The 14,632-nt window shown below is 63.3% G+C and carries 13 protein-coding genes and 1 pseudogene; 5 read left to right on the top strand and 9 right to left on the bottom strand.

The features are described 5' to 3' along the window. Window positions 1–2: 2 nt before the first annotated feature. The 4 genes from ADN01_RS10425 (at window position 3) to ADN01_RS10410 (ending at window position 5,324) form a co-directional block, all read left to right on the top strand. Window positions 3–2,261: a penicillin-binding transpeptidase domain-containing protein gene (locus tag ADN01_RS10425; RefSeq protein ID WP_062419639.1), complete on the top strand. Its 2,259-nt coding sequence runs from the start codon at window positions 3–5 to the stop codon at window positions 2,259–2,261. Beyond that, on the top strand, window positions 2,258–3,196 hold the full coding sequence (gene rsgA / locus ADN01_RS10420) for a ribosome small subunit-dependent GTPase A (RefSeq protein WP_062419640.1): 939 nt from the start codon (window positions 2,258–2,260) through the stop codon (window positions 3,194–3,196). Before ADN01_RS10425 ends, rsgA begins: the two co-directional genes overlap by 4 nt. A 92-nt stretch (window positions 3,197–3,288) precedes the next feature. Then, the gene (locus tag ADN01_RS10415) at window positions 3,289–4,317 is read left to right on the top strand and encodes a dipeptide epimerase (protein ID WP_062419641.1); all 1,029 of its coding nucleotides are present in this window, start codon (window positions 3,289–3,291) and stop codon (window positions 4,315–4,317) included. Further along, window positions 4,317–5,324, top strand: a complete 1,008-nt coding sequence (locus ADN01_RS10410) for a C40 family peptidase (protein ID WP_062419642.1) — start codon at window positions 4,317–4,319, stop codon at window positions 5,322–5,324. The genes ADN01_RS10415 and ADN01_RS10410 overlap by 1 nt, the downstream gene beginning before the upstream one ends. Before the next feature lie 51 nt (window positions 5,325–5,375). On the opposite strand, the gene ADN01_RS10405 is transcribed toward ADN01_RS10410, so the two are convergent. The 9 genes from ADN01_RS10405 to ADN01_RS10365 all read right to left on the bottom strand — a co-directional run bounded on the left by ADN01_RS10405 (window position 5,376) and on the right by ADN01_RS10365 (window position 14,111). Beyond that, window positions 5,376–6,467, bottom strand: coding sequence for a winged helix-turn-helix domain-containing protein (locus ADN01_RS10405; protein WP_062419643.1), 1,092 nt, complete (start codon window positions 6,465–6,467; stop codon window positions 5,376–5,378). A 21-nt stretch (window positions 6,468–6,488) separates the two neighbouring features. After that, window positions 6,489–7,160, bottom strand: coding sequence for a maleate cis-trans isomerase family protein (locus ADN01_RS10400; RefSeq protein WP_062419644.1), 672 nt, complete (start codon window positions 7,158–7,160; stop codon window positions 6,489–6,491). A gap of 28 nt (window positions 7,161–7,188) precedes the next feature. After that, window positions 7,189–7,851 (bottom strand): response regulator, encoded by a 663-nt coding sequence (locus ADN01_RS10395; protein WP_062419645.1) that lies wholly within the window; start codon window positions 7,849–7,851, stop codon window positions 7,189–7,191. Continuing rightward, complete coding sequence (locus ADN01_RS10390; RefSeq protein ID WP_062419646.1) at window positions 7,844–9,403, bottom strand: histidine kinase; 1,560 nt, start codon at window positions 9,401–9,403, stop codon at window positions 7,844–7,846. Before ADN01_RS10390 ends, ADN01_RS10395 begins: the two co-directional genes overlap by 8 nt. Then, window positions 9,400–9,810, bottom strand: a complete 411-nt coding sequence (locus ADN01_RS10385; RefSeq protein WP_152974015.1) for a hypothetical protein — start codon at window positions 9,808–9,810, stop codon at window positions 9,400–9,402. Before ADN01_RS10385 ends, ADN01_RS10390 begins: the two co-directional genes overlap by 4 nt. A 61-nt stretch (window positions 9,811–9,871) precedes the next feature. Next, on the bottom strand, window positions 9,872–10,747 hold the full coding sequence (locus ADN01_RS10380; protein ID WP_062419648.1) for a hypothetical protein: 876 nt from the start codon (window positions 10,745–10,747) through the stop codon (window positions 9,872–9,874). Between the two features lie 21 nt (window positions 10,748–10,768). Then, the gene (locus tag ADN01_RS10375) at window positions 10,769–12,001 is read right to left on the bottom strand and encodes an ABC transporter permease (RefSeq protein ID WP_062419649.1); all 1,233 of its coding nucleotides are present in this window, start codon (window positions 11,999–12,001) and stop codon (window positions 10,769–10,771) included. 22 nt (window positions 12,002–12,023) lie between these two features. Beyond that, on the bottom strand, window positions 12,024–12,701 hold the full coding sequence (locus ADN01_RS10370) for an ABC transporter ATP-binding protein (protein WP_062419650.1): 678 nt from the start codon (window positions 12,699–12,701) through the stop codon (window positions 12,024–12,026). 12 nt (window positions 12,702–12,713) lie between these two features. Beyond that, on the bottom strand, window positions 12,714–14,111 hold the full coding sequence (locus tag ADN01_RS10365; RefSeq protein ID WP_062419651.1) for an efflux RND transporter periplasmic adaptor subunit: 1,398 nt from the start codon (window positions 14,109–14,111) through the stop codon (window positions 12,714–12,716). A 187-nt stretch (window positions 14,112–14,298) separates the two neighbouring features. On the opposite strand from ADN01_RS10365, the pseudogene ADN01_RS10360 reads away from it, so the two are divergent. Continuing rightward, window positions 14,299–14,632: pseudogene (locus tag ADN01_RS10360) on the top strand (hypothetical protein); the annotation flags it as partial.

The following is a 14,632-nucleotide window of genomic DNA, read 5'->3' as shown; positions in this document are numbered from 1 at the left end:
GTATGAAGATCCAGAAATTAAGCGCCTACTTTTTATTGTTGGCTCTTCTGCTCAGCGCCTGCAGCGGGGGGAACACCCCCACGCCTGAGACCCCTGTGACCCCCACCGCGGATCTGCCCGCGCCCGTGGTCAACATTACCGCCGCACCCGATGCACGCGCGGCTTTTCAAGCCTTTTTGGACGCCTGGGCTGCCGAAGATTTTGGCAGCATGTACGCCATGCTGGCCACCGTCAACCGCGACGCCGTGACCCAGGAAGAATTCACCAACCGCTACCTGGAAACCGCCACCAGCCTGACCCTCACCGGCCTGAAAACCGAGATTCTCTCCACCCTCACCAAACCCACCAGCGCCCAGATGGCCTACCGCGCCACCTACATCACCAGCCTGATGGGCGAAATCTCCCGCGAAATGACCGCCACCCTGGCTCTGGAAAACGGTGAATGGAAAGTGCAGTGGGAAGACGGCATGATCCTGCCCGAACTGCGCGGCGGCAACCGCCTGGCCCTGGAGCTGAAGACCCCCAGCCGGGCCGACATTTACGACCGCAACGGGCAGCCCCTGGCCACCCAAACCGAAGCTGTGGCTTTGGGGATTGTCCCCAACCAGATCGAAGATGGGCGCGAAGGCCGCCTGTTGGACGCCCTCTCGCGTCTGACCGGCAAGACCACCCCCGAAATCCAGGTTCTCTACGATGATCTGCGCAGCGCCAACTGGTACATTCCGGTGGGCGAAGCCCTGTCTCAGGAAGTGCAGGAGCGATACGATGTGCTTTCTGGCCTGGGCGGGTTGGTGATGAACCCCTTCACCTCGCGCTATTATTACCGCGGTGGCATCGCTCCGCACGTCACCGGTTATGTCCAATACATCCCCAAAGAAGAGCTGGAAGATTGGAAGCGGCGCGGCTACCGCGGCGATGAAAAAGTCGGCATGGCCGGTCTGGAAAAATGGGGCGAAGATTACCTGGCGGGCAAGCGCGGCGCCAGCCTGTACGTGGTCAACCCCCAGGGCGAAATTCTCTCGCGCCTGTCCCAAAGCGACCCGCAGCCTTCGCAGTCGCTTTACACCACCCTGGACGGTGATTTCCAATACCTGGTACAGCGTTCCATCGCGGGTTTCCGCGGCGCAGTCGTGGTGATGGAGCGCGATACCGGCCGCATCCTGGCGATGGCCTCCTCGCCCAGCTTTGATCCCAACTCCTTCGAACCGGGCAACTACAACAGCGGCTATTACCTGACCGATATTTTCAACTCGGATTCTCAGCCCCTGGTCAACCGCGCCGCTCAGGGCGGCGGTTACCCCCTGGGTTCGGTGTTTAAAATCATCACCATGGCCGCCGCGCTGGAAAGCGGCCTGTACACCCCCGAAACCACCTACGAATGCGGTTACGAATTCACTGAGCTGGAAGGTCAGGTGTTTGACGATTGGACCAAGGCCAAAGGTGTGGCACCTTCGGGCACGCTGAACCTGCCCGAAGGCCTGATGCGCTCCTGCAACCCCTGGTTCTACCACATCGGCCTCGATCTTTACCGCCAGAATCGCCCGCAGGACGTGTCCAAACTGGCGCGCGCCTTCGGCCTGGGTGCAGCCACCGGCATTGACCAGATCGCAGAATCCACCGGGAATCTGCCCGATCCCGAAAATGAGGGCGACGCGGTGCAGTTGGCCATCGGCCAGGGGCGCATGCTCGTCACCCCGCTCCAGGTGGTGGATTTCATCGCCGCCATCGGCAACGGCGGCACGCTCTACACCCCGCAGTTGGTGGAAAAAATCACCGGCCCCGACGGCAACCCCACCTACAGCTTTGCCCCCAAAGAGCGCGGCAAGCTGCCTGTGAAGCCGGAGACCCTCAAGGTCATCCAGGACGCGATGGCCTCGGTGATCTCGAACCCGCGCGGCACGGCCTACCGCACCTTCATCGGCATGAACATCAACATGCACGGCAAAACCGGCACCGCCCAGGACCCGCGCGGCAAACCGCACGCCTGGTTTGCGGGCTATACCGATTCGCCCCGTGAGGATAAACCCAATATCGCCGTGGTGGTGCTGGCAGAAAACTCCGGCGAAGGCTCCGAAATCGCTGCGCCCATTTTCCGGCGCGTGATTGAGCTGTACTACGACGGCAAGCCTGGACGCCTGTATCCCTGGGAGACCTCCTATTGGATCACCGAAACGGCCACGCCGCTGTACACCAACACGCCCATCCCGCAGGATACGCCCACACCCTCGCCGGAAGAAGTGACCGAGACGCCCGAACCATGAAAGCCGAATGGATCCCTGGGCGAGTGATGCGCTTGCAGTCCGGCTTCTACTCGGTAGAAACCGGCCAGGGGACCTTTGTCTGTCAGGTGCGCGGGCGGGTTAAACGCCGCCGCGACCGCACCGATTTCATCGCCATCGGCGACCGCGTGCAGGTCAGCCTGCTGCCAGACGGCAGCGGGGTGATTGAACAGGTGGAAGAGCGCCGCAGCGCCCTGGTGCGCCTGGATCCGCGCCCCGGCGGGGATTACCGACAGATTCTGGTGGCCAACGCCGACCAGATGGGGCTGGTGTTTGCCTGCGCCCATCCCACCCCCCACCTGCGCATGTTGGACCGCTTTCTGGTCATCTGCGAAAAACAGAGCATCCCCGCCTTCATCGTCGCCAACAAGGTGGATCTGGTGGGCATGCAAGCCGCCCGCGAGTGGTTTGGCCGCTATGAGGCCGTGGGCTACCCCGTGCTGTACACCTCCGCCGCCCAGGGCCTGGGCATTGACGCCCTGCACAGCCGCCTGCAGGGCCGTCTGACAGGCCTGGCGGGGCCTTCGGGGGTGGGCAAATCCAGCCTGCTCAACGCTGTGCAGCCTGAGCTGGGCCTGGCGGTGAGCGAAGTTTCACAGTTCACCCAGAAAGGCCAGCACACCACCGTGGTGCGCGAGATGTTCGCCCTCAACGGGGGCGGCTACGTGGTGGATTTACCCGGCCTGCGCAGCCTGGCCCTGTGGGATACTCAGCCGGAGGAATTGGACGGCTACTTCCCCGAACTGCGCGAGCTGGTGGCCGACTGCCAGTACAATGACTGCACCCATCAAAATGAAAGCGGCTGTGCGGTGCGGCGCGCGGTGGAAGACGGCGCCGTCCACCCGGAACGTTACATCTCTTACCTGCGCATGCGCTTTGGGGATGCCGAAGTGCCGGAAGAAGAGAGCGAAGCCTGATCCGCCCCCCTTCCTCAGCCGTTTAAATATTACTTCACGGTTTCACACCACACCCACAACCAGTCCGTTCAACATGTTGGGAGGGAATTGCATTGAGCACGCCGTCAAAACTCACCTGGGAAATGCTGACCCTGAAGCTGCGCAACCCGTTTCGCCTGTCTTACGGCGTCAGCGAAGAGCGCCAGGCCTATTGGATCCGCCTGCAGGACGACAGCGGCTGGGGGGAGGGCACCATCCCGCCCTATTACCGCGTGGACGCCAGCGCCATGACGAACTATTGGGCGCAGACCGCGGCGAATCCAGCCGCCCTGCCAGATGACCCGGCTGATTTCGCCGCCTTTGTGGGCAGCGCCGGCCCCGCCCCCGCGCGCTGCGCCGTGGATCTGGCGCTGTACGACCGTCTGGGTAAACGCCTGGGCCAGCCCCTCTACCGCCTGTTGGGCCTGCCCCAACCCCAGCCCCAGCCGACTTCTTTCACCATCGCTATTGACACCCCTGAAGCCATGGCGCAGATGGCCCAGCAAATCGCCAGCTACCCCATCATCAAGATCAAGCTGGGCAGCGATGACGACCGCGCCCGCCTGGCTGCCATCCGCGCCGCCCGCCCGGACGCCCGTCTGCGCGTGGATGCCAACGCCGGTTGGAGCCGCGCCGAAGCCCAGACCCGCCTGGAAGAGCTGCTGCCTTTTGACCTGGAAATGATCGAGCAGCCCCTGGCCAAAGAGGACATCGAGGGCATGGGCCAACTGCAAGCCACTTGCCCCATCCCCATTGTGGCGGATGAATCGGTGCAGACTCTGGAGGATGTGGAGAATCTGGCCCGCGCGGGTGTGCACGGCATCAACCTCAAGCTGATGAAGATCGGCGGGTTGACCCCCGCCCTGGTGCTGCTGAAGCGCGCCCAGGCCCTGGGCCTGCGCATCATGCTGGGGTGTATGATCGAAACGTCCATCGGAACCACGGCCATGGCGCATCTGGCCGGAACCGCCGAATGGCTGGATCTGGACGCCCCCATGCTGATTTCCAATGATCCCTTTGACGGCGTGCAGTTTGACCCGCAAGCCACCCTGTCTGTGCCGGAGCGCGCGGGCATCGGGGCCATTTTGAAGGAGACGAACTAATGGAATCCGTACAAACCGCCCTGGCCGAAACCGCCGCCCTGTTCCGCGATACCCGCATGTGGGTCTTTGATGTGCAGATTGAGCGCATGGAAGCCGATCAAGTCACGCTGCGCGGGCGTGTATTGGAGCAAAACCAGCTCGACGCCCTGCGCGAAGCCGTCGCCAGCCGCGCCCCCCAGGTCTGCCTGGACAGCAGTGCTGTGACGGTGCTGCGCACGCCCAGCACTCCCTGCGTGCACGTGGGCACCAACCTCACCAGCCTGCATGCCGGCCCCTCCTGGCTCAGCGAACAGCTCAGCCAGCTGCTGTTCGGCATGGAAGTTGAGATTTTAACCCAGGAGGGCAACTGGGTGTACGTGCGCCAGGCGGACGGCTATTTGGGCTGGGCCTACCGGCCGTATCTGTCGGATGCGCCCGTGCCCGAACCCACCCACATCGTGGTGGAACCGGCGTCCATCATGCGCGCCGCGCATAATCCCCAGGGTGAAATCCTCTCGCGCGTTCTGGGTGGAACCTATGTGCGCCTACTCTCGGTGCAGGGAGACCGCGCCGAAATTCAGGCCCACCAGCGCGGCTGGATCAACAAAGCCGATCTGCGCGCCCTAAACGCCCTGCCCCAATCCAATACCGCCCGCCGGCCGGTGATGATGGTGGACGGCACGCGCATGATTGGGGTTCCCTATCTGTGGGGCGGCTGCTCAGCCAACGGCATTGACTGTTCCGGTCTGGCCCAGCTGATGCACCGCTGGGTGGGGCTGAACATCGCCCGCGACGCGGATATGCAGTACGAGGCGGGTTTCAAGGTGGAGCCGCCCTACCGTCCCGGCACGCTGCTCTTCTTTGGTGAAAACGGCAGCGCGCGCCACATCACCCATGTGGCGGTCAGCCTGGGCGGCTGGACCATTCTGCATTCTTCCCGTGCCCGTAACGGGGTGTATGTGGACGATGTGCAGGGCGTGGCCCACCTGCGCGAGAGCTTCGCCGGGGCAGCCACCTACCTGTATTAGCCTTTAGATCCTCAAGAGATTTGCAAAGAAGCCCCATGTGGGCTTCTTTTTTTATCCTTCCGCGGCAGCGTCTTCCCCCGCCAGACGGTCAATTTGGTGGGCAGGGGTGAAGCGCACGCTGCCGTCCGGCTGCAGATGGATATACACCGGCCGGGCTGGGTCGGGCTCCACCTTGCGCATCAGACGCTGCAAGATCTCCGGCAGCCGCTGGGGCGGCGGGCCTCCCTCCGGCCAAACAGCCGCGCACAGCGCCGCGGCGGTGAAGGTCATATGCGGGTGCAGCATCAGATATTCCAGCAGGTCCCCTTCTGCGTCCGTCAGCGCCTGGGTTTCCCAGGCAGCCGGGGCTTTTTCCACCGGCTTCAGCAAGGCGATCTTGTCCAATTGCAGCCGTTCCAGCTCGCCCGCGCTGGGGGACTGCGCCCACACCGCGTCCACGCGCCGCACAACGGCCGGATGGATGCGCAGATCTTCCAGGGTCAACGGGCAGCCGTCTGCGAAAGCTTCGCAGGCCGCCGTGATCAAAGCCGGGTAGCCGCCCGTTAAGGATACCAGCGTGCTCAGGGCCTGCGCCTCCCAGGCGAAGCCCATCCGCGCCGCCGCCTGGCGCGCCGTCCAACGCGCATCCTCCACCCCCAGCGGCCCCAGCCACAGGGTTTGTTCAGTGAACAGTTCATCCAGTTCAGAGGCATAGGCCGGGGCGCGCCGCGCGGTGGTCACATAGCTCAGGCGGCGGTCAAAATCATCATGCAGACTGCGCAGGTGCAGCTCCACAGCGGAATTAGCCGCGCGGTCGTAGCCGTCCAGCAGCAAACAAACCCGCCCCGGCGAGCGCAGCAGCCTGCGCTCCACCGCCACTTCCAGCGCAGAAAACCAGTCGCCGTGCGAAGGCATAGGTTCGCCCAGGGCCAGCAGCGCCGCCCGAAACAGGCTGGCCGCATCCGGCGGCTCCAGCGCCTGCATATTCACCCACACCGCGCCTAAGGCTGCCCCCTCGAACTGCATCAGGGCCGCCAGCAAGGCACTCTTTCCGCAGCCGCTCAGGCCCGCTACCCAGGCGCACTTCCCCGCCTGCAGCCAGCGGCGCAGCGTCTGGATCTCCGTCTGTCGGTAACGGGGTGGGTAATCAATGCCGATATTCATGAATATGCCCCTCCAGCCCGGTCACACCGCCGCCAGGGCCGCCTGCAAAGCCGCCTGATTGCTGGTCACCACCGGCAGTCCGCTGACCTGGCTCAGGGCATCCCTCAGGTCAAAGGCCGGAAAATTGGTGCAGGACACAAACAGCGCGTCTGCATCGGCCTTCTGCACCAGCACACGCGCTCCTTCCAAAATCACCTCCGGCGGCACCGCCGCGATCTGGGTATTATCGCTGATCCCCAAACCCGCCAAAGCTGCCACCTCTAACCCATCCGCCTCCAGGCTGGCGCGGATAGGGCCGTTAAGCGCATCCACATAGGGCGTCAGCACCAGCCAGCGCCGTGCGCCCAGGTCGCGCATCTGCTGGCGCACCGCCTGGGCCACGCTCACCACCGGCGCCCCGCACTGCGCCGAAAGCCGCCGCACCAGTTCCGCCTCAAAGGCGTTGCCGCGCAGCGCCCCAGCGCTGGTGCAGCCGAAGACCACCACATCCGGCCGCAGCCCCGCCAGCGAGTGTGCCGCGGGCAGGGCGTACTCGTCCAGCATGCGCGCCTCGGCCTCCGGCGTCACCGCGTCCAAAAGCATACGTGCGGTGTGCAAACTCCAGCCCGCGGGCAGCCGCCGGTAAAAATCCGGTTCCATCACCGTGTTGGTGGAGGGCACCAACAGTCCCAAACGGCAAGGGCAGGTGTGCATATTTTCTCCTGTCAGGGTTTAAGCATCTTCAGGCCGGGTCATCCCCGCGAACAACCCCCTCGCGCCAGGCGTACACCGCCGCCTGCGTGCGGTCGGCCAGGTGCAATTTGCCCAGGATATTGCTCACGTGGCTTTTGACGGTTTTCTCGCTTAAAAACAGCCGTTGGGCGATCTCCGCGTTGGAAAGCCCCTCGGCAATCAGCCGCAGCACTTCCAATTCGCGCTCGCTCAAATCGGAATACACCGCGCCGCCCGACTTACGCTCCCCGCGCATCTCCTGCACCAGGCGCGAAGCCACCTGCGGGTGCAGAATGGCCTCATGCCGGGCGGCGGCGCGGATGGCGTCGGCCAGCTCATCGGGGGCAATATCCTTGAGCAGATACGAGAGCGCCCCGGCTTTAATCGCCGGAAAAATGTGCGAATCCTCGTGGTAGGAGGTCAGCACCACCACATTGCTGCGCGGGCTGACCTGACGCAGCCGCCAGGTGGCCTCCACCCCGTCCATCTCCGGCATCACCAGATCCATCAGCACCACATCCGGCACCAGTTCCGCGGCCAGTTTGACCGCCTCAGCCCCCGAACTGGCCTCGCCCACCACTTCCAGGTCGGGCTGCGTCTCCAAAAAGGCGCGCACCCCCCCGCGGACAATGGCATGGTCGTCCACCAGCATCACGGTAATGGTTTCATTCATGAGCCACCTCGGTGTTTCGATCGGGTGAGAGAACTGGGATTTGCGCTGACAGGTGGGTGCTGCCTGGGCGGCTTTCCACGGCGAAGACCCCGCCCAGGGCGTGGATGCGCTCACGCATCGAACGCAGTCCCAGGCCGGAGACGGGTTGGTTGGGGTCAAATCCCTGGCCGTCATCGCGCACCTCCAGGGCGGCAGAGTCGTGGTTAAAGATCAAAGCCATCTCCACCATGCTGGCGCGGCTGTGGCGGGCAATATTGGAAAGGGCCTCCTGCGCCATGCGGAAGAAAGCCTGCTCCGTCTCCGGGTGCAGCGGCTGCGGGCTGCCCTCCACATGGAAAGCTGCCCGGCAGTTATTCTGCCTGGCCCACTGCCGCACGAGTTCATCCAGCGCCGCCGGCAGGCTTTTCTCGCTGAGCTGGGGCGGGCGCAGAGTCTGAATCAGGGTGGTCAGTTCCTGTTGAGTCTGGCGCGAAACCTCGGTGGCAATGTCCAGCCGCTGGCGGGCCGCCTGGGGATCGCGTTCCCACAAGGCCTGGGCCGCCGCCAGATTCATGCTGACGGCAAACACCTGCTGCTTAACGCTGTCGTGCAGGTCGCGAGCCAGCCGGTTGCGTTCTTCCAAAGCGGCCAAATCCTGGCGGGTCTGCATCAGATTTTGCAGCTCATCCGCCATCTGGTTCAAATCCTGAGCCAGCAAGCCGATTTCATCCGCTGAACGATCCTGCAGCCGCTGGCGAAAATCGCCCTGACCCCAGGCATCGGTGGTGTGCATGATCCCCTTAATGCGCTTCACCAGGCTGCGTGCAGTCAACGCCCCAAAGACCATGCCGATCAGTCCGGCCACCAACGTCAGCGGCGCCACCGTGGGGGCTACTGAAAAGAGCGTGGAGATCAATAAATCCAACTGGTTGGGCCGTTCCAACACCACCAGAGTCACCCCCAAAAGCCGGCCGCTCTGGTGAATGGGGGCCGCAGCGATCTGGCGGTTTTCCTCGCGCGACCACAATTTGCGCGCGTCGCGCTCGCCGCCCAGCGCCTGCCGCAGCAGGTTCAACCCCGCGGGCGAAGCCTCCGCCGTCAACGGCCGCCCCGCAGACCAGCGTTCTGGATGATTGCTGGCAATGACGTGACCCTGCGGGTCGGCCACCACCAGGAGGGTGTTTTTGGAGGCCATCGAGGTGAAGGAGTAGCTGATTTCCTTCGTTTCAGCAGGCTCATCCTCCCCTTCATCCACCTCGCTGCTGATGAAGAGCATGCGCCCGTCAAACACCTTATCCACCCAGGCCTCCGCCGCGGCCGCATCCACCGGCTGCGCCGAAAGTGCCGGGGCAAGGTCTTGCGCCGCCAGACTGAGCGCGTCGGCCATGTTGGCGGTCAGCATAGGCACGCTGTAAACCATCTGATTGGAGAGGAACACCGCCGCCGAGATGAGAATCAGCAGCACCGCCACCGTCACCAGGGTGTAAAGCAGGGTCAATTTCCACTGCAGCCGCAGGAACAGGCGGGTGATTTTTTGGAGGAAGGCCAGAATTTTCTGCGGCAGGTTTTTCAATCGACGCTCCACTGCACATCATACGATCCGTTTTGGGCGTCCTCACCCTCGAGGATGATTCGGTAAATTTGCAGGTCACTCGAGGTGCCCACCCAGCGGCTGTCTGCCCCTCGCTCGGCGCTGGCGGTGTCTTCTAAAAGCACCGTCCCGCTGCGGTCTACAATGCGAAGGGTCAGACGGCCGTCGGTCACATGCAGTTGATAATCCACCTGGGCCATCTGCCCCACCGCGGCGCTGAAGCGGTAGCGCTCCTGCCCATTGAAAACCTCAAAACGATAGGACGCCTCCCCCGGATGGTGGGAACCCATCCACGACAGCTTGCTGCGCGAACAGCCCCAGGCGCCGAGCCCCACAATCGCCAGGGCGAAAATCAGCGCCCACCAGCGCAAAGCCGGCCGTTTTTGCAACCAACGGGTTAATTGTACGTCCATTTTTCCTCAAGACCCATCCATGCGCGAACCCAATGGTTCAGGCCACGCCTTCGGGTAAAACGGTCTTGGCCTCGCGAAAAGCGCGCACCGCCAGCCACCCGCACAGCCCCGCCGTCAGGAGGTGGAAACCGATCACCAGGTTGCTCAGCACCGGATACAGTCCCTGAGTCACGTCAATGCCCGCCACCGGAATGAACAGGGTCTGACCCATCATTTCCAACGGCTGCAGCGTGTAGGTCGGGGCGATCATCGCCACCGAGATGAGCGAGCCCAGCGCCGCCAGGCCAGCCCCCGCCACCCAGGCCACCTTGCCCCAGCGCGGGTAGTAGCTGATGAACAGCAGCACCGGAACGGCGAGGCCCAAAATGCCGTTCAGCGCGCCCATCCACAGCCCAGAGCGGAACATGACCACTGAGCCGCGCAGCGTGCCAAAGATGGAAAATGCGCTCACCGCCAGCATGGCCGCGATTTCCAGGATGAAGACCACCAACGCAGCCACCGCCAGGCGGCGCGCCGCGGGGCCAACCCGTTTGCTGTCCTGGAAAATCAGCACCAGCGCGTTCAGGTTCAGTGCCCAGCCCACGACGAGCAGCTTGTAGGTGGAAAATACGCTCACCACCAGCACAGCCACCGCCAGGCGGCGCGCCGCACGGCCAACCCGTTTGCTGTCCTGGAAAATCAGCACCAGCGCGTTCAGGTTCAGTGCCAAGCCCACCAGCCACAGGCAGGTCGCCGCCAGCCCGCCCGTCTGCGAGCCGGAGGAGGCATTCACCGCCATCGCGCCCGCGTCTTTGGGCATATTGGCCACCAGGATCATCGAATAGATGGACATGCCGGAGGCAAAGAACGACGCCGCAGCCTTCAGCACCGCCGCCCAGGCGGTCTTCTTAGAATACGTCAACGTTGAATCCATTTCTGCCTCCATTTTTTGCAATTATTCTGAACGTAAGGCCTCAACCGGCTGCAGGTTGGCCGCACGGTTGGCCGGATATAACCCAAAGAACACACCAATGGCCGAAGAGAACAGGGTCGCCAGCAAGATCGCGTCCAGACCCACCGCCGGATTGATATCGGCGTTGTTGGCCGCCGCGATCAGGCCCACCACAAAGGCGATCAGCCAGCCCAAAATAATTCCGATGATGCCGCCCGCCATCGAAAGCACCGCCGCCTCGCTGAGGAACTGCACCAGGATGTCGCGTTTGCGCGCGCCCAGGGCCTTGCGCAGGCCGATTTCGCGCGTGCGTTCCGTCACCGATACCAGCATGATGTTCATGATGCCGATGCCGCCCACCAGCAGCGAGATGGCCGCCACGCCGCCCAGAAAGATGGTCAGCACGCTGGTGATCTGGTTGAGGGTATCCACCAGCTGTTTGGCCGCAAAGATCATAAAATCGTCCGTGCCCACCGGCGTGCGGTGGCGCGTGCGCAGCAGTTGGCTGACCTCTTCGGTCACGCGGTCCAGGTCGGTCACATTGGCCACTTCCACCGAGAGGATATCCACCTGGCCGCGCCGCTGGCGGGGCATCAGGCGGGTTTGGGCCGTGGTCAGCGGCAGCAGCAGGGCGTCATCCGTGCTGCTCATGCTGATGCCCGAAGAGCCTTTTTCGGCCAGCACGCCCACAATGCGGTAGGGCTGCCCCTCTACGCGGATCAGCTCACCCACCAGGCCGCGCGAGCGGTCAAAGAGCTTGTCGGCCAGCTTGGAGCCAATCACCACCGAGGAGGTCTGACCGGCCATGTCCTCTTCCGTCAAAAAACGCCCTTCGATCACGTCCAGGTTGTTGACGCTGCCGAAATTGGCCGAAACGCCGTAAATATTGCTGGTGGCGCTCTCGCTGCCGTAAGAGATCAGCGCGCTGCCCGAAAGCTGCGAAGCCACCTGACGCACGCCCGATGCGCTCAACTGTTCCTGAATGGCCTGCGCATCGTCCAGGGTGAGGGGTTGGGGGTTGCGCAGTTCCGCGCTGCCCATCGAGAAAATGGTCAGCTGGTTGGTGCCCACGCCTGCCATCTGTCCGGTGACGGAATTCTGCACGCCGCGCCCCAGAGCCACCATCGCGATGACCGAAGCCACGCCGATGACGATGCCCAAGATGGTCAGCCCGGAGCGCAGTTTATTGGTGGTCAGGCTGCCTAACGCTTCCCATAAAGACTGCATGAAGTTCATTTTTGACGCTCCACATCTGCGATCAGTTCAATTCAATTTCGCCGTCGCGCAGGCGAATGGTGCGCTGGGCCTGCTCCGCGATTTTCGGGTCGTGCGTCACCAAGATGATGGTGGTGCCGCGCTGCGCGTTCAGGTCCAACAGCAGCTGCATAATTTCCGCGCCGGTTTTGGTATCCAACGCGCCGGTGGGCTCATCCGCCATGATGATGGCCGGGTCGTTCACCAGGGCGCGGGCGATGGCCACGCGCTGCTGCTGGCCGCCGGACAGCTCAGTGGGCTTGTGATCCACGCGGTCGCCCAGCCCCACCAGTTCCAGCGCCTGACGGGCGCGCTGCTTGCGCTCCCCATTCACGCCTGCGTAGCGCAGGGGCAGTTCCACATTGGTCAGCGCCGTCGAGCGGGGCAGCAGATTAAAGCTCTGAAAAACAAACCCCACTTTCTGGTTGCGGGTGCGGGCCAGCTCATCATCGCGCATCTGCGAAACCTTCACCCCGTCCAGAACGTACTCGCCGCCGGTGGGACGGTCCAGGCAGCCCAAAATATTCATCAGGGTCGATTTACCCGACCCGCTGGGCCCCATAATGGCCACCACCTCGCCGCGCTGCACCTGAAAGGAAACCCCGTTCAGCGCGCGCACTTCCACCGTGCCCATCTGGTACACCTTTTCCAGCTCTTGGGCGTCAATCACCAGTTCTGTCATGTGCGCTTCTCCTTACTGAACCGTCATACCGTTCATCTGACCGATAAGCAGATCGGGGTTCATCACCACCAGATCGCCGGCTTTTAATTCACCTTCCAGCACCTGGCTGTAGGTTTCCGAAGAAACGCCCAGGACAATTTCCACCTTCTGCGGTACGCCGCCCGCAGGCTGAATGTAGACCACGCGCTTGCCGTCCACCATGCGCACAGCCCGGTTGGGCACCATGAGCACATCGTTGACCGAATCCACCTGAATACTCAGCGCCGCGGTCATGCCGCTCTTCACGGCCTCATCCCGCTCCAAAAGCTCCACCGTCACCGGGAAAACCACCACACCCTGATTATTCTGTCCGCTGCCGCCGATGGCGGTCACTTTTCCGGCGTATTCCTTGCCGTAGATGGCGTCAAAGGTGACGGCAACCGGCTGGCCCAGCTTCATGCGGTTGATGTCAATTTCCGAAATCTCGGTGTCAATGTACAGATGGGTGGCGTCTTCAATATGGGCCGCCAGCTCACCAGGCTGAATGCGCTCGCCGCTGCGCGCGCTGACATAGGTGATGCGCCCGTCAAAGGGAGCCAGGATGAAGGCCTGATTCAGGGTCGCCTGGGCCACATCCACCCGCGCCTGCGCCGCCGCCAGTTCGTTTTCCGGCACGCCGTTCTTCACATCTTCATAGGTGCGCTGGGCTTCGGCCAGGCGCGCCTTGGCCAGGGCCAGTTCGGTCTCGGCCGTGGCAATTTCCAGTTCCGAAGGATGCCCCAGCAGGTAATTCAACTGCGCCAGGGCCGCGTCGCGCTGCTGGCGGGCTACCGCCAAAGACTTGAGGGCCGCGACCCGCGCCAGATTCTCTTCGGGCAGGGAGGACAGATCGTTGAAGGCCGTCTCGGCCTGCTTGAGGTTCTCTTCGGCCATCAAGTAATCGGCGCGAGCGCCGTCAATGAAAGCCTGACCGACCTTGCGCTTTTCGGGGCTGAGGGTATTGCGCTTGCGCTCTGCGTCCTTCACCGCGTCCTCCGCGTTCAAAACGTCCAAAGCGGCCTGCTCCACCCGCGCCGAATTGTTTTTCAGGCTTTCCAAATCTTTTTCAGCCTGCAGCAGCTCGGCCCGCGCCGAAATCACCTGCGACGGCAGCGAGGAGGCCTTCAGTTCGGCCAGCTTCTGCCCTTCGCGCACCTCTTCCATATTGTCCACCAACACTTCTCCAATTTCGCCTTCCAGCTTCCAGATCAGATCCTGGGCGCGGCTGGGGCGCACCTTGCCGTTGGCCACCAGGTTGGCGGTCAGATCCCCGGTTTGCAGGGCCTCGGTTTGGAACATTAAGCTGTTGTTGCCGCCGGAACAACCGGCCAGCAGCGCCGCCGCCAAAAGGAGGTTAATGAGCAGAAACCAGGCAGAACGTTGAGTTTTCATGACGGTATCCTCTGAAAGAAATCCAATTTCACACAGCCTAAGCATACCCCAAAGCCCCGCGTGCGCCATCGGCCCGAAGAAGGGGGCGCACTCCATCTCCAGACGGATTTCGCACCTATCCACCCCACCCGGGGTACATACCGTATAATCAAGGTATGACACCGCGCTCTCAACTGCCAGAGGGAAGATGAAATCCGCGGGGCGCGCCCGGCTTTTCGTGGTGATCGGCCTGCTGGGGCTGCTCATCTGCCTGTGCGCGGGGTGCAGCGCCGCCCTGCAGCAGCGCCAACTGCTCATGGCCCAGGGCGCCAGCTGGCTGCGCCAATGGGCCGGCAACCAGGCCGTGGCCGACCTGGAAGCCCTGGTCTTTCAGGCGCAGGACGGCCTGCGTCAGCGCCTGTACGATTGGGGGCTGCGCCAGGCCGAGGCCCCCTGGCAGGAGTCCCCGCCCAACGGCGCCGCGGCCCGCCCCACCCCCACCCCCCAGCCACCAGCAGCCGCTGCTCAGCCTGACCTCATCA

The sequence above is a fragment of the Levilinea saccharolytica genome (genome assembly GCF_001306035.1).
Taxonomy (GTDB): domain Bacteria; phylum Chloroflexota; class Anaerolineae; order Anaerolineales; family Anaerolineaceae; genus Levilinea; species Levilinea saccharolytica.
This window is presented reverse-complemented; position numbering and strand designations above follow the sequence as displayed.